The sequence below is a fragment of the Synechococcus sp. MIT S1220 genome (genome assembly GCF_047303025.1).
Taxonomy (GTDB): Bacteria; Cyanobacteriota; Cyanobacteriia; order PCC-6307; family Cyanobiaceae; genus Parasynechococcus.
This window is the reverse complement of record NZ_CP138939.1, coordinates 2,898,807-2,918,092: the sequence shown is the minus strand read 5'-3', so window position 1 is coordinate 2,918,092 and position 19,286 is coordinate 2,898,807. Positions and strand designations below refer to the sequence as shown.

General features: G+C 60.3%; 24 protein-coding genes. 12 read left to right on the top strand and 12 right to left on the bottom strand.

Annotated features, from left to right (window positions below; all coding sequences use genetic code 11):
* Window positions 1–56: 56 nt before the first annotated feature.
* From SIB64_RS14825 to SIB64_RS14810, 4 genes are all read right to left on the bottom strand, one after another.
* A complete protein-coding gene (locus SIB64_RS14825; protein WP_413440956.1) occupies window positions 57–578 on the bottom strand; it encodes a methyltransferase family protein in 522 nt (173 codons plus the stop codon).
* Window positions 578–1,108, bottom strand: a complete 531-nt coding sequence (locus tag SIB64_RS14820) for a hypothetical protein (RefSeq protein ID WP_413440955.1) — start codon at window positions 1,106–1,108, stop codon at window positions 578–580. The genes SIB64_RS14825 and SIB64_RS14820 overlap by 1 nt, the downstream gene beginning before the upstream one ends.
* A gap of 106 nt (window positions 1,109–1,214) precedes the next feature.
* Window positions 1,215–1,613, bottom strand: coding sequence for a hypothetical protein (locus SIB64_RS14815; RefSeq protein ID WP_413440953.1), 399 nt, complete (start codon window positions 1,611–1,613; stop codon window positions 1,215–1,217).
* Window positions 1,610–2,194, bottom strand: a complete 585-nt coding sequence (locus SIB64_RS14810; protein WP_413440952.1) for a 1,2-dihydroxy-3-keto-5-methylthiopentene dioxygenase — start codon at window positions 2,192–2,194, stop codon at window positions 1,610–1,612. Before SIB64_RS14810 ends, SIB64_RS14815 begins: the two co-directional genes overlap by 4 nt.
* A 47-nt stretch (window positions 2,195–2,241) precedes the next feature.
* On the opposite strand from SIB64_RS14810, the gene cobI reads away from it, so the two are divergent.
* Complete coding sequence (cobI, locus tag SIB64_RS14805) at window positions 2,242–2,973, top strand: precorrin-2 C(20)-methyltransferase (protein WP_413443051.1); 732 nt, start codon at window positions 2,242–2,244, stop codon at window positions 2,971–2,973.
* Between the two features lie 12 nt (window positions 2,974–2,985).
* On the opposite strand, the gene dusB is transcribed toward cobI, so the two are convergent.
* On the bottom strand, window positions 2,986–3,993 hold the full coding sequence (gene dusB / locus SIB64_RS14800; protein WP_413440951.1) for a tRNA dihydrouridine synthase DusB: 1,008 nt from the start codon (window positions 3,991–3,993) through the stop codon (window positions 2,986–2,988).
* Window positions 3,994–3,999: 6 nt separating this feature from the next.
* On the opposite strand from dusB, the gene SIB64_RS14795 reads away from it, so the two are divergent.
* A complete protein-coding gene (locus SIB64_RS14795; RefSeq protein WP_413440950.1) occupies window positions 4,000–4,467 on the top strand; it encodes a DUF1823 family protein in 468 nt (155 codons plus the stop codon).
* 13 nt (window positions 4,468–4,480) lie between these two features.
* On the opposite strand, the gene SIB64_RS14790 is transcribed toward SIB64_RS14795, so the two are convergent.
* Complete coding sequence (locus SIB64_RS14790) at window positions 4,481–4,864, bottom strand: L,D-transpeptidase (RefSeq protein ID WP_413440949.1); 384 nt, start codon at window positions 4,862–4,864, stop codon at window positions 4,481–4,483.
* Window positions 4,865–4,985: 121 nt separating this feature from the next.
* Between SIB64_RS14790 and der the strand changes: the two genes are divergently transcribed.
* The 6 genes from der to proC all read left to right on the top strand — a co-directional run bounded on the left by der (window position 4,986) and on the right by proC (window position 9,660).
* A complete protein-coding gene (gene der / locus SIB64_RS14785) occupies window positions 4,986–6,353 on the top strand; it encodes a ribosome biogenesis GTPase Der (protein WP_413443050.1) in 1,368 nt (455 codons plus the stop codon).
* 3 nt (window positions 6,354–6,356) lie between these two features.
* Complete coding sequence (locus SIB64_RS14780; RefSeq protein WP_413440948.1) at window positions 6,357–7,265, top strand: energy-coupling factor transporter transmembrane component T family protein; 909 nt, start codon at window positions 6,357–6,359, stop codon at window positions 7,263–7,265.
* Between the two features lie 15 nt (window positions 7,266–7,280).
* Entirely contained in the window at window positions 7,281–7,547 is a 267-nt protein-coding gene (locus tag SIB64_RS14775; RefSeq protein ID WP_413440947.1) for a PipX family protein, read from the top strand.
* A gap of 5 nt (window positions 7,548–7,552) precedes the next feature.
* Window positions 7,553–8,209, top strand: a complete 657-nt coding sequence (locus SIB64_RS14770) for a YggS family pyridoxal phosphate-dependent enzyme (protein ID WP_413440946.1) — start codon at window positions 7,553–7,555, stop codon at window positions 8,207–8,209.
* A gap of 78 nt (window positions 8,210–8,287) precedes the next feature.
* Window positions 8,288–8,851, top strand: coding sequence for a cell division protein SepF (locus SIB64_RS14765; RefSeq protein WP_413440945.1), 564 nt, complete (start codon window positions 8,288–8,290; stop codon window positions 8,849–8,851).
* Between the two features lie 32 nt (window positions 8,852–8,883).
* The gene (gene proC / locus SIB64_RS14760; protein WP_413443049.1) at window positions 8,884–9,660 is read left to right on the top strand and encodes a pyrroline-5-carboxylate reductase; all 777 of its coding nucleotides are present in this window, start codon (window positions 8,884–8,886) and stop codon (window positions 9,658–9,660) included.
* A gap of 17 nt (window positions 9,661–9,677) precedes the next feature.
* On the opposite strand, the gene SIB64_RS14755 is transcribed toward proC, so the two are convergent.
* The 6 genes from SIB64_RS14755 to hpf are packed head-to-tail and all read right to left on the bottom strand — an operon-like array spanning window position 9,678 to window position 14,678.
* The gene (locus SIB64_RS14755) at window positions 9,678–10,847 is read right to left on the bottom strand and encodes a glycosyltransferase family 4 protein (protein WP_413440944.1); all 1,170 of its coding nucleotides are present in this window, start codon (window positions 10,845–10,847) and stop codon (window positions 9,678–9,680) included.
* Between the two features lie 32 nt (window positions 10,848–10,879).
* Entirely contained in the window at window positions 10,880–12,259 is a 1,380-nt protein-coding gene (locus SIB64_RS14750; protein WP_413440943.1) for an MFS transporter, read from the bottom strand.
* Complete coding sequence (gene recO, locus SIB64_RS14745; protein ID WP_413440942.1) at window positions 12,256–13,065, bottom strand: DNA repair protein RecO; 810 nt, start codon at window positions 13,063–13,065, stop codon at window positions 12,256–12,258. The genes SIB64_RS14750 and recO overlap by 4 nt, the downstream gene beginning before the upstream one ends.
* A gap of 5 nt (window positions 13,066–13,070) precedes the next feature.
* A complete protein-coding gene (locus SIB64_RS14740) occupies window positions 13,071–13,322 on the bottom strand; it encodes a hypothetical protein (protein WP_413440941.1) in 252 nt (83 codons plus the stop codon).
* 50 nt (window positions 13,323–13,372) lie between these two features.
* Window positions 13,373–14,077 carry a deoxyribose-phosphate aldolase gene (deoC, locus tag SIB64_RS14735; protein WP_413440940.1) on the bottom strand — a complete coding sequence of 235 codons (705 nt, stop codon included), beginning with the start codon at window positions 14,075–14,077 and terminating at the stop codon, window positions 13,373–13,375.
* Window positions 14,078–14,090: 13 nt separating this feature from the next.
* A complete protein-coding gene (gene hpf / locus SIB64_RS14730) occupies window positions 14,091–14,678 on the bottom strand; it encodes a ribosome hibernation-promoting factor, HPF/YfiA family (RefSeq protein WP_413440939.1) in 588 nt (195 codons plus the stop codon).
* Between the two features lie 10 nt (window positions 14,679–14,688).
* On the opposite strand from hpf, the gene lipB reads away from it, so the two are divergent.
* The 4 genes from lipB to SIB64_RS14710 all read left to right on the top strand — a co-directional run bounded on the left by lipB (window position 14,689) and on the right by SIB64_RS14710 (window position 19,280).
* Entirely contained in the window at window positions 14,689–15,384 is a 696-nt protein-coding gene (gene lipB, locus SIB64_RS14725) for a lipoyl(octanoyl) transferase LipB (protein WP_413440938.1), read from the top strand.
* A gap of 31 nt (window positions 15,385–15,415) precedes the next feature.
* Complete coding sequence (locus SIB64_RS14720) at window positions 15,416–17,353, top strand: AMP-binding protein (protein ID WP_413440937.1); 1,938 nt, start codon at window positions 15,416–15,418, stop codon at window positions 17,351–17,353.
* 72 nt (window positions 17,354–17,425) lie between these two features.
* The gene (locus tag SIB64_RS14715) at window positions 17,426–17,866 is read left to right on the top strand and encodes a YlqD family protein (protein ID WP_413440936.1); all 441 of its coding nucleotides are present in this window, start codon (window positions 17,426–17,428) and stop codon (window positions 17,864–17,866) included.
* Between the two features lie 55 nt (window positions 17,867–17,921).
* Window positions 17,922–19,280, top strand: a complete 1,359-nt coding sequence (locus tag SIB64_RS14710) for a dihydrolipoamide acetyltransferase family protein (RefSeq protein ID WP_413440935.1) — start codon at window positions 17,922–17,924, stop codon at window positions 19,278–19,280.
* The last annotated feature ends 6 nt before the right edge of the window (window positions 19,281–19,286 follow it).

Genomic DNA, 19,286 nt, shown 5'->3' with positions numbered 1-19,286 from the left:
TCCTGAAAAGCCCGGTCATTTCAGCATGAACGGTTTCCGCACCTGGCTGGTCAGACTCACTGCCGCCAGTCGAGGGGAGCGACCCTTGGGACAATCGCTGGCGTTGAAGCCTGATAAGCGGCGTAATCGGGATGGAGGACCTTGAGCTCCGCTTCTTCTCGTTTGGCCTTTCCTCGCAGCACCGCTGCAAGGGCGAGCCCAAGCAGGAGATGCAGAACGCTGCCGATGGCAATGGTCAGGCCGAAAGAGCAGATCAGGACGGCTTGATACAGAGGGTGGCGAGATCGGCTGTAGGGCCCAGAACGCACCAAGAGATTGCCGTCTTTGGGGGCGGGCAGGGGGGAGAGACTGGTCCCAAGGACCCAGAACGCCTGTAGTGCCATGAAGACGCCGCTGAGCACTAACAGCGTTCCTGCCCAGACAAGGCTGCGGGGCCAGACGGAGAGCCCCCAGGTGGCGGCAGCGGGCCAGGCTGGAAGCAAATGGGCTGTGATCAGTGAAAGCTGGGCGAGCAGCCACCATTCGCCTCGGCGGTTGTCAATCCATCCACCCCAGCTCAGCCCCCATCCGGAGAACATCAGTTTTGGACCACCAGCGCTTTGACGTTATGGCGTTGGACCAGGTCAGCCAGCCGAACCATGTCATTGCGGTGAATCAGTCCGACGCAACCAAGGGTGCCGCTGTTGGCGTTGCGGTTTGCGCTGGGATCGAGATGGATGCCGAGATGCCCACGTCCAGTGGGAAACTGGGGTTCGATGCCAATCCAGATGGGGCCGAGTTCAGCGGGATCTTCGGGGCCCAGCTGTTCAACGGGGCCAAGGCTGTAGCGACCCATCGGCAATGGCGCCCGCGTGCCGGTGCGATGTCGATCCGCCTGCTGGCGATGGGCACGACCGCTCACCGCATCGAAATGGTGAGGCTGTCCTCCTGGCGTTTCAAGCCGCAGCGTCCAGATCGGATCGTGGGTGCGTGAGAGCTGGCGGGATGTGCGCTCCAGCACGAGGATCGTCTCGTGGCTTTGCAGGGCAGCGAGCTCGCTAGCGCTTGCAGCCGCTCCATGCAGTACCGGGCAAAGCATGGTGGCTGCGAGCACGCGGGCCGAAACCATCGGAGGTTTTGCAGAAGCCCGAACGGTATGGAGATCTTTTTCCTCTCAAAAAAGGAAAAGTCGGTTGTTCAGCTGTCTCCTCCTGGACGCGATGCGGGACCGGGTCTCACAGCTCGTCGGTCACCAGTTTCAGCGCTTTGTCCTGATCGAGGTTGTTCAGGCTGCAATTTTCATCAAGATCGAACAAAAGCAGTCCGGCGGCTTTCAGCACCTGAGGATTGCTCAGCACCTCTGGACTGATCCCCATTTCCCTCAGTGCAATCCCCATCGCCTGGTTTGCCTGGGAGCGGCTCAGGAGTCCCCGACTGACGAGACAGTCCCCGTTCGCCAGGGTGGATGTGGCAAATGCGCGAATGCTTCTCGCCAGCTCGATCCGGGCGACCTTCCGCGCGGTGGGTGAGGTCGAACCGTTGTTGGGCTGTGCTTGCCAGGGACGGGCGGGGACCAGGCCGATCAGTGCGATTAGGAGGATCGGCGGCCATCGGTGGATCGAGGCGAAGGTCATCGACATTGCGCTCTGGAGCATGCCTGCAGGGTCGGGAAGCGCTCGGCGATCGGGTCCCCGCTGAACTGTGCAACCCAGCCTTCGCTGTTGTTGAAGAAACGCAGCGCACAAAAAGCGGGGGAGTTGCCCATGTCGAACCAGTGGCGGGTCCCTGCGGGGACCCGAATCAAATCTCCCTGCTCGCACAGCGTGACCAGGACTTCATCACCGATGTGCAGGGAAAACAGCCCGCGGCCTTCCACAAAAAAACGCACCTCGTCTTCGGCGTGAGTGTGCTCCGAGAGAAAGGTCTGACGGAGGGACGCCCGATCCGGGTGTTCCGGCGTCATACGGATGGCGTCAACGGTGGCGTAGCCGCCTTCTGTCTGAATGCGCCGGACATCGGCCTGGTACGCCAAAAGAATGTCTGACTGGTCCGCACCGTCCGCCAGCCTCTGGGTCGCTGGCCATCGTTCGAAGCCGATGCCGCGTCGGGCCAATTCCCCCTGAATCACTGCTGGGTCGTCACTCACGAGCAGCGGCACAGCAGCGTCGGAATCCGTCTGCTTCGCGCCTTCTGGAAAGATGCTGAGTCGACTCACCGTCTGGCTCCCGGACGACAGATCCTCTGTCCATCATTGATCAGCAGCTGTCCCCCGGTCTCACGGTCGTTGGGGTTGGTCCCGGTGACCCGGACCTTCTCACCGTTGCCGCCGTGCGTTCCATCGAGACAGCGGACGTGATTGCTTGCCCGGTGACGCAGATTGGGGCGTCAAGCATGGCAGCAACCATTGCCCATCGCTGGATCAGTTCTCACCAGACGGTGATGCCTCTTCTGTTTCCAATGGTTGAGGAGGATGCCCCGAGGCGTCAGGCTTGGCATGCCGCCGCCGATGCTCTGGCTGAGGCCATTGCTTCTGGGCAGTCTGTGGTGCTGCTTTGTGAGGGGGATGCCTCGTTGTTCGCCACTTCCAGTTATGTCCTGCTTGCTATGCAGCAGCGGCATCCTGCTTGTCGATGGCGTGTCATTCCAGGGATTACCTCGTTTTCAGCTGCGGCCGCCGCTATGGGATGGCCACTGGCGTTGCAGCAGGATCAGCTGCTTGTTACACCGTGCCCGTCCAAGGAGGTTGAACTCGATGCCCTCCTTGATCGGGCTGAACAGGACCGTTCCGTACTGGTGTTGCTGAAGCTCGGACGGCGATGGCAATGGGTCAAGCCACGGCTTGAGGTGCGCGGCATTCTCGAGCGAGCCCTGTTCGCAGAACGGGTGGGCTGGCCGGACCAGGAACTTGCTCCGGCGGCAGATGTGCCAGCTGTCGAACGCCCCTACTTCTCGCTGCTGCTGGTGCGTCAGAGCTGGCCTTCTGTCCTGCCCTGACGTGCTTTTCGATTAGTCCGAACCGCCTGCGCTCAGGCTTGTAAGCGTTGCGTCCAGCAGGGAGAGGGCCTCGCGAGGGGTAGGGGCGCGCATCAGGTCGTGGCGGAGTTGAGAGGCTCCAGGGAACCCTGTGCAGGTCCAGCTCATGTGTTTTCGCGCGATCAGCAGACCGTGCTCCCCTTTGGAGGCGAGAAGCGCCAGCAGCTGGTCCCGTGCCAGCTCGACTCGCAACCTTGGGCCGGGGGTCATCGGGACCGTCTCGCCACGGATCGCAGCATCGATCTGTCCCACCAGCCAGGGAGCACCCATCGTGCCGCGACCAACCATGACCCCATCTGCGCCGGTCTCCTTCAGGCAACGCAGCGCTGCGTCTGGGTCGTTGATGTCTCCGTTGGCGATCAGGGGGATCGTGAGAGCCCTTTTCACCGCTGCGATTGCTAGCCAGTCGGCCTGCCCTTTGAATCCCTGGTCACGGGTACGACCGTGAAGGGTCAGGAGTTCGGCGCCAGCGTCTTGCAGTTGTCGGCACCAGGCCACCGGATTCGCGTCGCTGCCGCACCAACCCAGCCGGGTTTTGACGGTGACCGGAAGTTGAACGGCCTCTGCGACCGCCTCCACGATGCGAGAGGCAAGATCAGGGTCTCGGATCAGGCCTGATCCGCCCCCTTTTCTGGCGATTTTGCGAACCGGGCAGCCCATGTTGATGTCAATGAGGAATGCCCCTGCGTCTTCGGCTCGCCGAGCGGCATCAGCAATGGCCCCAGGGCGGTGATCGAACAACTGGACCCCGATCGGACCCTGCTCGTTGGTCAGTTCTTCCACCTTGTTACGACCATGGCCCAGCTCCAGGCTCGTGGCATTGACCATTTCGGTGAAGAGCAGCGCATCCGGGGCCCATCGCCGGACCAGACCTCGGAAGATGCTGTCGCTGACTCCTGCCAGCGGGGATTGCAGAACACGGCAGTGCAGCTGACGAGGCGTGCCACGTCCTGGAAGTTGGAGAGGATTTGAGGCAAGCATGGGCCCATGCTGCCGAGTGATGTGACCGCCCTCTGGCCCCTCAGCCGAGTCCTGCTGGAGCAGATCCTTGAGGACCGTTGCAGTGATCGCTTCGTCTGCGAAAGGATCTGGGAGCGGCTTGGCTACCGACAAGCCGGTTCGGTTTGGCTGGCGGGGTGTGAGACCCCTGCCGCATGGGCTGAGGCTTTCCCGGTGGCTCCGGAATTGATTGCCAGCCGGCCAGCTTCCGTACGGTTGACCCGCTCGATTTCAAAGCCCCACAAGCAGTTGCTGAAGCAACAGATGAACTTTGCGGGGTACCGCATCGGCGAGCTTTACCCAAGGCGCACCCGTCGTGCAACAGCGGTGAACTGGCTTTTGGCATGGCTGGTTGAGCACGACGAACCGTTACCAAACCAGGGGCCTCTGGCCCCAGAGCTGCCGACACCGGCTGATCCGGTCGCTGGCCACCCCGGGGACTTGCCTGTGGTTTGATCGGCTTGATCTCTCAGGCTTGGATCGAGACAGGAGTGCCGGGGGCGGTGTTCTCGAACAACCACCGGGCCCCTGCCATTGGCATACGTACACAGCCGTTGCTACGGGGGACTCCGAAGGCTTGCCCTGCATTTTCCTGCCAGGGAGCCGCGTGAATACAGATTGCTTCGTTAGCGCTGACGCACATCGTGTAGGGCACCCCCGCGACCGTGTAGGTCCTGCCGTACATCGTTGTTGAACGGTATTTGGTGAAGACCTTGCTGTCGAAGATGGGGGTCGGGGTGGAAGCTTTTCCCGTGCTGACACGGATGACCCGAATCACTTCCTGATTGGTGTTGTAAGCGGTCAGCTTCTGGTCGGATAAATCGACCACGATGCTTGCGATGAGCTCGAGCATGGCGAGATGGTTGCAGCTGCAACATCACGTAGCGATCTCACGCGAGACCCATGCGTCTCATTGCAGAAGTTTTCTGTTTCCTCTGCTCTGTATCGTCAGGAATTGAATGGAGGCCACAGCCGTGGCGCGTCCTGTCGTCGCGATCATCGGACGTCCCAACGTCGGAAAGTCGACGTTGGTCAACCGGCTTTGTCGCAGCCGCGAAGCCATCGTGCATGACGAACCGGGTGTGACCCGCGATCGCACCTATCAGGACGGCTACTGGGCTGATCGTGAGTTCAAGGTCGTGGATACGGGTGGTTTGGTCTTCGACGATGACAGCGAATTCCTCCCTGAGATCCGCGAACAGGCTGTTCTCGCGCTGGAAGAGGCGAGTGTGGCGCTCGTGATCGTGGATGGGAAGCAGGGAGTCACCGCTGCCGATGAATCGATTGCGGAGTTTCTCCGAAACCATCGCTGCCCCACGCTGCTGGCAGTCAACAAGTGCGAATCTCCAGAACAGGGCCTGGCGATGGCTGCTGAGTTCTGGAGCCTCGGTTTGGGTGAACCGCATCCGATTTCAGCGATTCATGGTGCTGGGACTGGAGATCTGCTCGATCAGGTGCTCACATATCTGCCCCCGAAGGATCAGGAGAGCGACGATGAAGAGCCGATTCAATTGGCGATCATCGGCCGCCCGAATGTGGGGAAGTCCAGTCTTCTCAATGCCGTCTGCGGGGAGCAGAGGGCCATCGTCAGTCCGATCCGCGGCACCACACGCGACACAATCGACACGCGTATCGAACGTGAGAATCGTCCCTGGCGGCTGATCGATACAGCTGGCATCCGCCGTCGTCGCAGTGTCAACTACGGACCTGAGTTCTTCGGAATCAACAGAAGCTTCAAGGCGATTGAGCGCAGTGATGTCTGCGTGCTTGTGATCGATGCTCTCGATGGTGTAACCGAGCAGGATCAGCGTCTCGCCGGGCGCATCGAGGAGGACGGGCGGGCGTGCGTGTTGGTTGTCAACAAGTGGGATGCGGTTGAGAAGGACAGCCACACCATGACGGCCATGGAAAAGGAGCTTCGAGCCAAGCTTTATTTCCTTGACTGGGCACCGATGCTCTTCACTTCAGCGCTGACCGGTCAGCGTGTGGACAGCATCTTTGCGTTGGCCACCCTTGCCGTTGAACAGCACAGGCGCCGTGTCAGCACTTCAGTGGTGAATGAGGTTCTCAAGGAGGCGTTGAGTTGGCGGAGCCCGCCGACCACCCGTGGTGGACGTCAGGGACGTCTGTACTACGGCACCCAGGTCGCCAGCCGACCGCCCTCGTTCACCCTGTTCGTCAATGATCCGAAATTGTTCGGCGAAACCTATCGCCGCTATGTGGAACGTCAGATCCGGGAGGGATTGGGGTTCGATGGAACGCCGGTGAAGCTGTTCTGGCGGGGCAAGCAGCAGCGGGACGCAGAACGCGATCTCGCCCGTCAACAGAACCGGCAGAGCTGAGCCATGGACTGGCTCCGTCAGATACCGATGGGTCAGTACGTCGATGGCAGCGAAGGCTGGTTGCGACGGCTTGACCCAAGGCTCAAACTCGCTTGGTCGCTGATGTTCCTGCTCACACCAGTTCTGGCTGGACCGGTCTGGCGTGTCGGTCTGGTGCTGTTGTTGTTGCTGCTTACTGCCTTCAGCGGAATGCCCGTCCGACTCTGGTGGCGTTCCATGGGGGTGCTGGTGCTGCTGGCGGCTGCCGTCGGGATGTTGTCGATGCTGCTGCCGACCGTTGATCCGCCTGCGGCGCTCTCCCTACGGCCCAGCGAGGAGCTCCCCGGAGTCGTTGCTCAGGGGCCGTCCTGGGATCTGCTGCGGCTAGGCCCGATCCAGTTCGGTTCATTGACCCTTGGGCCGCTGGTGGTGGATCGCGCGTCCGCGCTGTTGGGCCTTCGCACTTCAACCTTGATTTTCACGGTGATTCACAGCGTGAACCTGGTTTTGATTACCACCACTCCTGAAGATCTTGTCTGGGCGCTCTCCTGGACGCTCAGCCCCCTGAAGCGCCTGGGGCTGCCCATCGATCGCCTTGGGTTTCAGCTGCTCTTAGCGCTGCGCTTTCTGCCGCTTGTTCAGGAGGAGTTGCAGAACCTGCTGCGCTCTTTGATCAGTCGGGCGGTCAGTCTGAAACGACTGGGTTTCAAGGCAGCTTTCGGCCTTGTGCTCGCCTTGGGTGAACGATTGCTCGCCAACATTTTGCTCAGAGCTGAGCAGGGTGCAGACGCCCTCCTCGCCCGCGGCGGGCGTGTGCTCGAGCCCGCCGATTTCCGACTGCCTCGTGAGCGTCCAAGTCATGGCCTCAACGTCCTGGCGGCAACGCTTCTGCTGGCGATCTTGGCGATCAGGAGTAAGTTCGGTGCCCAGTAAATGTCCTTGGCGTAGATGAGTGCCGAGCGCTACCTCAATCACCCCACGTTCGGGATGCTGTATCGCGTTGCTCCTGCGGGCGAGGGACGAGATGTTTACGCAACGCTGTATGCCCAGCGCATGTTTTTCCTGGTCACCCTTCAGCCGCGGGGAGCCCAGTTTGAGGTGATCCCCTATCAGGACGCACGGCACCATGCCGAAGTTCATCTGAACCGCTGTCGTCGTGAAGCACCATCCGAGGTTGAAAACTGGAGACAGCTCTTTGATCAAACCTTCATCTGATTCCAGTGCAGGGCTCCGCTTCTGAACGTTGGAGTGCCCTGACCAGCCAGATCCCCGCTCGAGTGCGGTTGCTCGCTGTGAGCAAGGGTCATCCAGCCTTGGCCGTGCGTGAGCTGGCTGGTTTTGGTCAGCAGGCCTTTGGTGAGAGCCGTCTTCAGGAGGCTGTTCCGAAACAGTCTGAACTCGCTGATCTGCCCTTGGAGTGGCATTTCATCGGTCGTCTCCAGAAAAACAAAGTGCGGGGTGTTGTGCGTGCCTTCCCCGTCATCCATTCCATTGATTCATGGTCCCTGGCTGAACGGGTTTCGCGCATCGCGGCTGAGGAGGGGCGGACCCCGGAGTTGTTGCTTCAGGTGAAGTTGCGCCCTGACCCCAGCAAGGGTGGATGGTCTGAGACGGAGCTGTTCGATGTATGGCCACGGCTGCTGTCCCTGCCTTCATTGCGGATCCGTGGACTGATGACCATGGCGCCGCAGGGACTGGCTTCCGATGAGCGTCTCAGGCTGTTTCGGGAGTGCGCGGCCCTGAAAGATCAGCTCGAACTGCAGGAGTGCTCCATGGGGATGAGCGGCGACTGGAGGGAGGCCGTCACGGCGGGCAGTACCTGGATCCGTCTGGGGTCCGCCCTCTTCGGACCTCGTCCAGCCAGTCTTCCCGGCTGAAATGGCTTGCTTGTAGCAAGCTGGAACGCTATTCAGGGTCAAGGCCCAATTAAGTCTCAGCCCGAGAGGAATCCAAAGGTGTCGCTGATTTCCCGTCTACGTGCCGTCGTCGCCGGTGACGACTATCTCGATGGCGAGCTTGATGACTTCGCGTACGAGGACGACCAGCAGGAAGACGATCAGCGTGCTGTTCATGCCGATGGAGGGGCTTTGGCCACCATTGGAGAAAGCAACCCTTTCGAACTTGGAGACAACCTCTCATCTTCGAATGTGATCGGGATGCCCGGGATCAGCACGGCGACTGCCGAAGTGAATCTGATGGAGCCGAGAAGTTTCGATGAAATGCCCCGCGCGATTCAGGCCCTTCGCGAGCGCAAGACGGTCATTCTCAATCTCACGATGATGGAGCCTGATCAGGCCCAGCGTGCGGTTGATTTCGTGGCAGGCGGCACCTTCGCGATCGACGGCCACCAGGAACGTGTTGGAGAAAGCATTTTTCTCTTCGCCCCCAGCTGCGTCACCGTCACCAATGCCAGCCATGAAGAGACTTCAGCTCCAACCGTGGTGACGCGTGAGTCCGACACGGCAGAGAACGAGCCCATTGCTGCACCTTCACCAGCCTGGGGCACCTCCGCTCTGTGAGCCCTGCCTTTGGGGTGATCGGTCTCGGTCGTATGGCCAGGGCTCTGATCGACCCTCTGATCGACCGAGGAGAGATCGACCCAAGCGAACTTTTGGCTGTTGTCGGATCCATCACTAGTGCGCAACAGCTTCGGGCCGACTTCCCCTCAGACGTGCAGATTTTTGCCTCGTCCGATTCGGGTGCGGCAGACGTCTGGACAGCTCCTGTTCAACTGTTGGCTGTCAAGCCACAACAGCTCGATGCTGTGGCCACAAGGGTGCAGCCTGTTGATGACTCACCTCTGTTGATCTCCGTTTTGGCGGGGGTCAGCCTTGCGCGATTACAGAGGCTTTTCCCCTTCCATCTCTGTGTGCGTGCGGTACCGAATACCCCTGCCCTCGTGGGTGCGGGACTGACCGCTCTCGCTTGGGGTGAGGGTGTCGGTGCTGATCTTCAGTCGCAGGTGAGGAGCTTGTTCAGTGGTGTGAGTGAGGTGCTTGAGCTTCCGGAAGAGAAGCTTGATCCGTTCCTGGCGCTCACATCCTCAGGTCCGGCTTTTCTGTCGATCGTTGCTGAAGCATTGGCGGATGGCGCCGTGGCCTCCGGCCTGCCCAGGGATCTTGCCCTGCACCTGAGCAACCGCACCATGGCAGGGACCGCAGCTCTGCTGCATGAACGAGCTCTTCATCCAGCTCAGCTCAAGGACATGGTGAGTTCGCCGGCAGGCACCACGATCGCCGGAATCCGCTGTCTGGAGAAGAGTGGGCTGCGCTCGGCTGTTCTCGAGGCTGTTGTTGCTGCAGCGGAACGCAGCCGGGAGCTGGCCTAATGAGCTTGCTGCGCTGATCAAGCGGCCATGGGGGTTTGTTCGAGCAGATCGGCGTACAGCATTTCGATTGCATCGATGTTCCGGCTGAGGGTGTAACGCTCAAGGACCCTTTGGCGTGCTCTCCTGCCGAGTTCCCCGTTCAAAACCGGTTGATCCCTCAAAACAGGCAGAAGGGTGCGCAGCTGCGTTGTCACCCCCTGTGTGCTCATCACGATCCCTGCACCTTCATCGAGAACCTCGCCGTCGGCACCGGCGTCGGTTGCCACGCAGGCTGTGCCACTGGCCATCGCTTCGAGTAGGGCCAGGGACAGTCCTTCCACAAGGCTCGGCAGCACAAACACCTCTGCGCACTGCTGGAGGGCAACTCGGATATTCTCATTCTCCTCGTACCCCCACCAGAGCACGTCAGGGGTGTCGTACGTGTTCTGGAGCACCATGCGCTGGGGTCCATCGCCAACGATGACGAGCCGACATCCCTCCGGTGATACCAACCGCCAGGCTCGGAGCAGCGCCTCAACGTTCTTCTCCGTTGCAATCCGGCCCATGTAGAGAAACACCCTCGATTCGCCCAGCCGTTGTTTGACCTGTCGGAGAACCGAGCTCGTTTCTCCATCGGCTGCGGGTTTCCAGTAGTGAGTATCGATGCCGTTGGGAATCACCGCCAGGCGCTCCCGGGGGACCCCCAATCGCTCGAGGATGTCGGCCTGCAGTTTGGAAAACACAATGACGCGGTCGTAGCGGGCCAGTGCAGGGGCGTAGAGCTGGTACGACAGTTGTTGAGTTCCTGCCGTCAGATTGCGCAGCCCTGCATCGAACGGAGGGTGAAACGTTGCGACCAGAGGGAGGCCGAGTTGCTGGCAGAGATCTGGAAGTCGGAAATCAAGAGGAGACAGCGTCAAGCTGGCGTGAACGACATCCGGCTTGAGCCGGGCCAGGGAATCTCTCAACTCCCGCAGAGCTCTGGGGGAGGGGATGGTGTAAACCTGCGACTTGACTAAGTAAGGAAGGCTGACATCGGGATCATTGGCAAGCAGGGACGTTCTCTGGCCGACTGGATTTCGTGGGTTATCGAAGTGAATGAAATGGGTCTGATGACCTCTTTCGCGGAGAGCCTCTGTGGTGCTCAACCCATAGGACACATTCCCGCAAAAGGGCGACTTCTTCCCGAGCCAGGCAATCTGCACCAACCGAGACAGCCCCCCTCAAGTGAAAGGGCAAATTAGCAGCGCTTCCAAGGTCTCTCCAGAAGTGCCGCCATGGCAGCAAGGACGGCGAGCAGGATCAAAACAGGTTTGAGGCCAATGCTGCTCACCAAAGTCCCCGCGAGGACGAGCGGAAGGCTCAGGGCGATATTGATCAAATTGTTCTGTAGCCCAAAAACTCTGCCGCGCTCGGCTTCTGGTGTGTCCTCCTGGATCGTGGTCTGCGCGGGAATGGCGACCAAAGCAGCACCGATGCCGAGAACTCCACAGAACGTGAGGGTGAATCCAAGGGACCCCTTGATCTGACTGAGCAGCACGAGCGACCAGGTGATTGTTCCCAATCCTCCAGCCGTCAGGCGTCTTCGACTGAACCGATGCCCGATCTGGGCGATGACGACAGCTCCAAAAGCCATGCCGATTCCGCTCATCGCCAGCAGCATGCCGAAACCGGAGGGGCCAAGACTGCTGATGAGAGCGGCCAGCTGGAGAGCCAGAACGTACAGAGCCGCGAGCAGGCTGTAGAGCAGGACGAGATGCAGCATGGCGCCGCGAACCGTTGGGACCCTGCGGAGCACCATCAAGCCTTCTCCGATCTCCTCCCAGACACTGGTTTCCGTGCTGGACCGGACGGGTTCACGCAGCTGGATCTTCAACAGGCTGACGGCCGCCAAGCCATAACAAAGCGGTAGGAGGATGAATTCACCCCCGTTCATACCGACTCTGGACGCGAGCTCGTGCAGACTTCGAAGGATCGGTTCACCAAGTGCGAATCCAACGATCGTGGCTCCCATGCTGGTCGCCTGGTAAAGGGAATTGGCGGCGAGAAGTTGCTCGCTTGGGACCAGAAGGGGAATCGAAGCTTGTTCGGAAGGTGCGAAGAATTGCGTGAGGATGGATTCCAGCAACGTCATCAGCACCAGACCCCAATATCCCCAGGGCAATCCGAGCCATATCGGCCCTGGAATGAGGCAGAAGGGAGCGAGCAGCACCATTGCTGCCCGCAGAGCATTGGAGGCCACCATCACTGGTCGCTTCGGCCAACGATCGGACCACACACCGGCCACGGTTCCCAGCAACATGGCCGGAATTGTGTTGGCCACAAAGATGCCAGTGGCTAAAAGCGTGATGACCTGGGCCCTTGTGCTGATGTCGAGGTGAATGGCGGAGGCAACTCCAGCCAATGCATCGGACTTGCCAGCCTGTAGAAGCAGATGCTGATCAATCAGATAAACCATCAGCACGATGTAGAACTTATCCGCCAGTTGGGAGAAGATCTGCCCGATCCAGAGACAGCGGAAATCCTTGATTTGAAGCACCGCCTGCAGCCCACGGCTTCCGTCAGGGTTGCCGCTGATCGGAAGGGTTGGTTCTGGGTTGTTCAGTCTCGTTCCCTTCAAGACCCCGTTGCGTCGCGGTCATGATCGCTCAATCCGGGCATCGTCAAGGTTTCATGGAGCATGGCGAGCGCACGGCAACGTCTCGGAAGGTGCGTTCGCACCCAGATCTCCACAACAGTGAGTAGTCGCAGCCACACCCGAACCGGACCCATCAGCGTTCCATCCTGTCGGCGAGGCAGATCTGAGCGGCTCAGGCGCTGAAGCAGCGCTAGTTCAGAGGGGTTGAGCTTCAATCGTGCTTCAGGCAGGGAGCCAATGGCAAAGCCGTCTTCAGGGAGCAGGCTGCAGCGCCAATGCCATTGACCGATTGGTGGGTTGAGAGGTTCACCCGTGCGGCAGCAGCTCTGCAGAGGAAGGCTGTATCCGCCGAGGGTGAGCAGATGGATCGATCCCTGAACCGCTGAGGCCAAAACCGCGTCCCTGTGCCCGGAAAGAGCCTCCAACCGCTCCAAATGGAGAATCAGCATCGGCAGCAAACCTTGGATCGGATCCTCATCGGCACTCAGCTGAAGGCAGAGATCTGTCAGCGATTGGGCTGCTGCAAGGGTTTCCAGATGGCGGCCCAGGGCGGCAAAGCTGCGATGCACCTTCAGTTGCCGCACCCGTGCCAGGCCGCGGCGTCCTCCCACCTGTAGTTCGAGCAATGTGAGTGGTGCCGCTGCGGCCAGGCTGCTTCTCGGCCGTCGGGCGCCCGGTACTGCCAGCCGGGTCACCCCTTCGGTTTCACTGAGCAACGTCAGCAATCGGTCGTGTTCGCCAAGTGGCCCCACCTTGAGCGCCAGCCCCTCGATTCTTCGATCGCCCATTGCCTTCAGTCCTTCCCTTCGCGCGCTGAATCGTTACTCGCTTCAGCTCGAATCCGGCCGAAATGGGCGCGGATTCCAAGTCGTGCAATCGCGTTGTACTGCAGGAGGGCAGATTCAGTCAGCCCAGAACCCTTGGGAGCGATGTGCTCAAAAATGACTGGGCTGAGCTCTATCGGGCCGTCGAGAGGCTTAACGATGCGGTCGCAGAAATCGACCAGGCATCGCAGCAGTTGGAACTGATGGTTCAGTGACGACAACCGCGCGGTCAGTTCGGTTGGACGACTGTCGAGCCAAGGAATCACAGTGCTTAGTGAGTGGGATCGCCCTGTTGGTTTCTGTGGTTGGGACGCCGCAGATTCTGCAGAAGCTGTGGTGCGCTGCTCGTGCCCAGCAGACTTGCCCCTGCCTCGATCAGGGCCAACACCTGTTCCAGGCTGTGGATGCCCCCAGCTGCCTTGATGGCGCAACGACCACGGCAAAGGGGTTTCAGTGCCTCGATCTGCTCCGGGTTTGCAGCTGGCCCAAAACCATTACCTGTCTGAACACCAGCCGCTCCGGCATCGATCGCTGCTTCAACGGCGACAGCGAGCAGCTCAGTCGGCATCCGGGCCATATCGAGAATCACTCGGATCGGTAGCCCAAGGCCGCAGATCAAGCCCAGTTCTTCTGCGAAAACACCCGATTGACCGTTGATGAGGGCTGTGAAATTTGGAACTACATCTAATTCATCAGCTCCATGGGCTGCGGCCCACTCCGCTTCGCTCAGCTTCAACTCCTGGGGCAGGGCTCCGAAGGGAAATCCGATTGTCGCGATCAGACAAGGTCCGTCTTTTCCTCCTAGTCGATCTCTAAGTGTCGGTACGTGCTGCAGTGTGGTGCAGATTCCCCGAACCCTCTCCTGGCGGCCGGCGTCACAACCCTCAATCAGCTGTTCATTGGTGAGCAGCGGGTCGAGTACAGCCTGATCAAGCAGCGGGGGCAGATCCGGAAGGTCCTTGGTGGGCCCGGCCATCAGCTTGAACGGATCATTCCTTGGCCTGAATCACGCCATAGCCCCCATGGTTGCGTCGATAGATCACCTGGAGTTCGCCGCTGCCTCCATCACGGAACAGGTAGAAATCGTGATCGATCAGATCCAGTTGTCGGCGAGCTTCATCCAGGCTCATGGGTGGCATGGCGAAATATTTGCGTCGCACCCCCGGATCAGGGAGGTTCACCTGCCGCCCCTGCACGAGTGATGCGTCGACTTGGCTGTCGTCGCTGACATCCTCAGTACTGGGCGTCACGCTGGCCCGATGTCCGTGGCTGTGATGATGATCAGTGTGGCGATCTTTCCAGCGACGGAGCTGGCGGCAGAGCTTGCCAGCTGCAAGATCGATGCTGGCGTAGAGGTTCTCGCTGCGCTCCTGAGCACGGATGACCGTGCCGTTCGCGAAAACGGTCACCTCTGCCGTCTGCTGGGGAACTCGGGGATTGCGGGCGACGGACAGGTGCACATCCGCTTCCCTCACCACGTCGCCGAAATGATGCACGGCCCGCTCAAGTTTGGTCTGGGTGTAATCCCTGAGGGCCGGCGTGATCTCGAGGTTGCGACCATGGATCAGCAACTTCATCAGTCACTCCTTGCCGGTTAGTAACAGCAAACTAGGAACGGTTGGGCTCCCGGCACACCCCTGCAAGTTGATTTTTTTTGAGCCTGAGGATCCAGTGCTTTTTGATCGCGCCTGGATTGATCAGCAGCGCTGGCAGCAGAGCCTGATCGATGTCCCTGGTGGAGACGAGGCTGTCTGGTTGTTGCAGCACCCGTCCTGTTACACCCTCGGGCGCGGCGCCAGCCTCGAGCATGTTCACTTCGATCCGGCTGGGCCGCCCGCACCCCTGCATCGCATCGACCGTGGTGGGGAGGTGACTTATCACTGCCTCGGTCAACTTGTGGTGTACCCGGTGCTTGATCTGCAGCGCCGTACCCCAGACCTGCACTGGTATTTGCGGCAGCTGGAGCAGGCGCTGATCGATGTGCTGGCAGAGCTGGACCTTTGTGGAGAGCGGGTTGAAGGCCTGACGGGGCTCTGGCTCGAGGGGCGCAAGGTGGCGGCGATCGGGATTGGGTGTCGCCGTTGGGTCACCCAACATGGTCTTGCCTTGAACGTGAACTGTGATCTGAGCGGTTTCGCCGCAGTCACCCCTTGCGGTCTTCAGGGGAAGCCAGTGGGACGCCTTTCCGACTGGATTCCCGGTTTGACAGTTGATCAGGTGCAACCACTGATGCGAAGGGCTATTGCGCAGCGCTTCGGGTTGGCCTGGCTGGACAAACCGTGATAGGCCTGTCGACAGATCCGAGCCCGGTTTCATGAGCGCCCCTAGTGCTGTTGTGGCCACGAGTGGCTGGACACCCGCTCCTCGGGAGCGAGAGGCCTTGGAGCGTCATTCCCATGTCGCTGGGCTCACCCGTGTTGATGGGATCTGGTCGTGGCTGGCAGCTCATCACGGGACTGTCACCGCGGTTGATGCACCGCATGCTGCCCACCCGGAGCGTTTCAATTACGGGGAGCTGGCGCAGCGCATTGAAACGGCTGCCGCCGCTTTCCATGACCTGGGAATCCGTTCTGGTGATGTGGTGGCGATGTTCGCGGAAAACAGTCCCCGCTGGCTGGTGGCTGATCAGGGACTGATGCGCGCTGGTGCTGCCGATGCGGTGCGAGGGGCTTCCGCACCGGTGGAGGAGTTGCGTTACATCCTTGAGGACTGTCAGGCCGCAGCGCTGGTTGTCCAGAACGCTGATCTGTGGCACCGGCTGGAGCTGACCTCAGAGCAGAAACAAGAGCTGCGTTTTGTGGTGCAGCTTGAGGGAAAGCCTGCGGACGGATTGATCGGGTTTGAGGAGATGCTTGATGTCGGCTCCAGGCGTTCGGGTGTTGGCTTCGATGTGTCGGGCGACGCCGTCGCCACGATCCTTTACACCTCGGGAACCACGGGCCAGCCGAAGGGGGTCCCCCTTCGTCACAGCAACCTGCTGCATCAGATGCGTTCGCTGGCCTGTGTGGCCTACCCGGAAGCCGGAGCACCGGTGCTGAGCGTTCTGCCCATCTGGCATGCCTACGAACGGAGTGCCAGCTACTACTTCTTTTCCTGTGGCTGCACGCAGAGCTACACCACGATCAAGCAACTCAAAAAAGACCTGCCCCGGGTCCGCCCCATCGCCATGGCGACGGTCCCCCGTCTGTGGGAGGCGGTTCAGGCCGGCTTTGATGATGTGGTCAAAACCTTCCCTCCTTTCCGTCAGAGGCTTCTTCAAGCCGCTCTGGCCAACAGCGCTGCCCAACGCAAGGCATGGCGAACGGCACGCAACCTGCTTCTGGAATCGACCCCTGTACTTGGGCGTTTTTCGGCATCATTCGAAGCACTCCTTCGCTGGCCATTGCATGCTCTTGCCTCAGCCCTGCTCTGGCCAAAGTTGCGGCGCCAACTGAGTGGGGGACAACTGGCTTACCCGATCAGTGGTGGTGGTGCCATCGCTCCACATGTGGATGGTTTTTTTGAAGCTGTGGGGATTGAACTGCTGGTGGGGTACGGCCTCACGGAGACAAGCCCTGTTGTGAGCTGCCGCCGTCCCTGGCGGAACATCCGTGGGAGTTCCGGCCTCCCGATGCCCGAAACCGAATTTCGGATTGTTGATCCGGAAACGGGCTCGGCTCTCGGCTTTCGGCAGCGGGGTCGTGTTCTCGTGCGGGGACCGCAGGTGATGGGGGGGTATCTCCGCAAACCCGAGGCCACCAGCAAGGTGCTAAATGCGGATGGCTGGTTCGATACCGGCGATTTGGGGATGCTGCTTCCGGATGGCTCTCTGGCGTTGACCGGTCGTGCCAAGGACACGATTGTTCTGAGCAGTGGAGAAAACATTGAACCGGGTCCATTGGAGGAAGCCCTGGTCGCTAGCCCTCTGATCGAGCAGGTGATGCTGGTGGGCCAGGACGAGCGTCAGCTTGGTGCTCTCCTGGTGCCGCGGACCGAGGAGATCAAGCGCTGGGCGTCTACAGAGGGCCTGAGGCTCCCTGAGGATTTGGGCGGTCAGCCTGGCGATCCGGCTCTGCTCAAAGCACTGATGCGGGAGTGCAACCGTCTCCTGAAGCAGCGGGTGGGCGCCCGGGGTGATGAACGGCTGGCTGGTGTTGTGCTCGTGGATCCTTTCAGCATTGACAACGGTTTGCTGACGCAGACCTTGAAGCAGCGGCGCGATCGGATCACAGCTCGTGATGCGTCATTGATCGCTGCGATCTATCACCGTTGATGCTTGGCCGGTTCTCCGGCGATTGACCGTTGAGGCTGTCGCTGAGACGCTTGGCGCGACTTCTTCAGTTCCATGTCTGACGGCTCCCTAACGATCAAACGCCCGATCACCGTCCGCGCCGTGGTCACACCAACCTGGAAGGAGGAAGCAGAACGGGAGATCAGCAACAGCATCGCCGGCATCGACCAGCAACTCGGTCAGCTTGAGCAGGAAGGACAGCAGGTGGTTGAGGAGGTCCGTCGTCAGAGCGCTAATCCCCTCGACCCCCGCGTGCAGGATCAGGTTGCCCAGATCCAACAGCAGGTTGCAGCGAAGCGTGCAGAGCTGGAGGAACAGAAACGCACCTTCTTGCAGCAGCAATCCCAGGTGCGGGAGCTCGAAATGGATCAGATCGTTGAACAGGGTCAGCTGGAGAGCACCTGTGAGTTGAAGGTGGGGGACAACCTCGTCGAGAAGATGCAGGTTGCAATCGTCGTTCGCGATGGTGTTGTTGAGGCGATCGAAGGCGCCTGAACCCAGCTGTCAGTTGACTCGTAAACTCCCCTGATCTGCCCATCAGGAGACGGTTTTGGCAACCCACGACATCTTCATGCCTGCCCTCAGCTCCACCATGACTGAGGGCAAGATCGTGGAATGGCTGAAGCAACCTGGCGACAAGGTCGGTCGCGGTGAATCGGTTCTCGTTGTTGAGTCCGACAAGGCTGATATGGATGTTGAGTCCTTTCAGGACGGTTATCTCGCGGCTGTGCTGATGCCTGCTGGCAGCACAGCACCTGTGGGAGAAACCATCGGTTTAATTGTTGAGAGCGAGGCAGAGATCGCCGAGGCCCAAGCCAAGGCACCAAGTGGAGCAGCTGCACCTGCTCAAGCCCCTGCACCTGCTCCAACTCCGGCACCCGAAGTTGAAGTTGCAGCTCCAGCTCCAGCGCCGTCAGCACCGCCGGCCCCTGCACCAGCGGTTTCGGCACCCGCTGCGCCAGTGGCACCTGTGGTGAACAGTGAACGCATTGTCGCCAGCCCCCGAGCCAAGAAGCTTGCAAGCCAGTTGGGTGTTGATCTCGCCACGATTCAGGGCAGTGGGCCTCACGGTCGTATCCAGGCCGAGGATGTGGAGAAGGCCAAAGGGCAGCCCATCTCCGTACCTCGTGTCGCTGAAGGCACAGCCCCAGCTGTTTCAGCTCATGGGGGGCCTTCAGGAGCTCCGACATCGCCTGGGTCGGGATCGGCTCAAGCCGGCAACAGCTTTGGCAGCCCAGGTGAAACAGTGCCGTTCAACACGTTGCAGGGAGCGGTGAACCGGAACATGGAAGCCAGTCTCGCGGTGCCGTGTTTTCGTGTCGGCTACACGATCACTACCGACAAGCTGGATGCGTTCTACAAACAGGTGAAGCCAAAGGGAGTCACCATGACTGCCCTGCTCGCGAAAGCTGTGGCCGTCACCCTGGCGCGTCACCCACAGGTCAATGCCGCCACCACAGCTGCCGGTATGGCCTATCCCGTTGATGTCAATGTGGCCGTTGCTGTGGCGATGGAAGACGGCGGCTTGATCACTCCGGTGCTGCGCGGCGCTGATCGGACGGATCTGTATGAGATGTCTCGTCAGTGGAAGGATTTGGTGAAGCGTTCTCGCAGCAAACAGTTGCAGCCTGAGGAATACAGCACTGGAACATTCACCCTGTCCAATCTGGGAATGTTCGGCGTCGACCGCTTTGATGCGATTTTGCCGCCTGGCACCGGAGCAATACTGGCGGTGGCCGCGTCCCGTCCCACCGTGGTCGCAGGGAAGGATGGTTCGATCTCCGTGAAGCGGCAGATGCAGGTGAACCTCACTGCCGATCACCGGGTGATTTATGGGGCAGATGGTGCCGCCTTCCTCAAGGATCTGGCCGAGCTGATCGAAATACGGCCAGAAAGTCTGGCGTTCTGAGGGCTC

Excerpts from the sequence above, each read along its gene's own strand:
- SIB64_RS14825 (WP_413440956.1), bottom strand. The coding sequence starts at position 578 with ATGTTCTCCGGATGGGGGCTGAGCTGGGGTGGATGGATTGACAACCGC.
- SIB64_RS14820 (WP_413440955.1), bottom strand. The coding sequence starts at position 1,108 with ATGGTTTCGGCCCGCGTGCTCGCAGCCACCATGCTTTGCCCGGTACTG.
- SIB64_RS14815 (WP_413440953.1), bottom strand. The coding sequence starts at position 1,613 with ATGACCTTCGCCTCGATCCACCGATGGCCGCCGATCCTCCTAATCGCA.
- dusB (WP_413440951.1), bottom strand. The coding sequence starts at position 3,993 with ATGCTTGCCTCAAATCCTCTCCAACTTCCAGGACGTGGCACGCCTCGT.
- SIB64_RS14795 (WP_413440950.1), top strand. The coding sequence starts at position 4,000 with ATGCTGCCGAGTGATGTGACCGCCCTCTGGCCCCTCAGCCGAGTCCTG.
- SIB64_RS14790 (WP_413440949.1), bottom strand. The coding sequence starts at position 4,864 with ATGCTCGAGCTCATCGCAAGCATCGTGGTCGATTTATCCGACCAGAAG.
- SIB64_RS14780 (WP_413440948.1), top strand. The coding sequence starts at position 6,357 with ATGGACTGGCTCCGTCAGATACCGATGGGTCAGTACGTCGATGGCAGC.
- SIB64_RS14775 (WP_413440947.1), top strand. The coding sequence starts at position 7,281 with ATGAGTGCCGAGCGCTACCTCAATCACCCCACGTTCGGGATGCTGTAT.
- proC (WP_413443049.1), top strand. The coding sequence starts at position 8,884 with ATGGCCAGGGCTCTGATCGACCCTCTGATCGACCGAGGAGAGATCGAC.
- recO (WP_413440942.1), bottom strand. The coding sequence starts at position 13,065 with ATGGGCGATCGAAGAATCGAGGGGCTGGCGCTCAAGGTGGGGCCACTT.
- deoC (WP_413440940.1), bottom strand. The coding sequence starts at position 14,077 with ATGGCCGGGCCCACCAAGGACCTTCCGGATCTGCCCCCGCTGCTTGAT.
- hpf (WP_413440939.1), bottom strand. The coding sequence starts at position 14,678 with ATGAAGTTGCTGATCCATGGTCGCAACCTCGAGATCACGCCGGCCCTC.
- SIB64_RS14720 (WP_413440937.1), top strand. The coding sequence starts at position 15,416 with ATGAGCGCCCCTAGTGCTGTTGTGGCCACGAGTGGCTGGACACCCGCT.
- SIB64_RS14715 (WP_413440936.1), top strand. The coding sequence starts at position 17,426 with ATGTCTGACGGCTCCCTAACGATCAAACGCCCGATCACCGTCCGCGCC.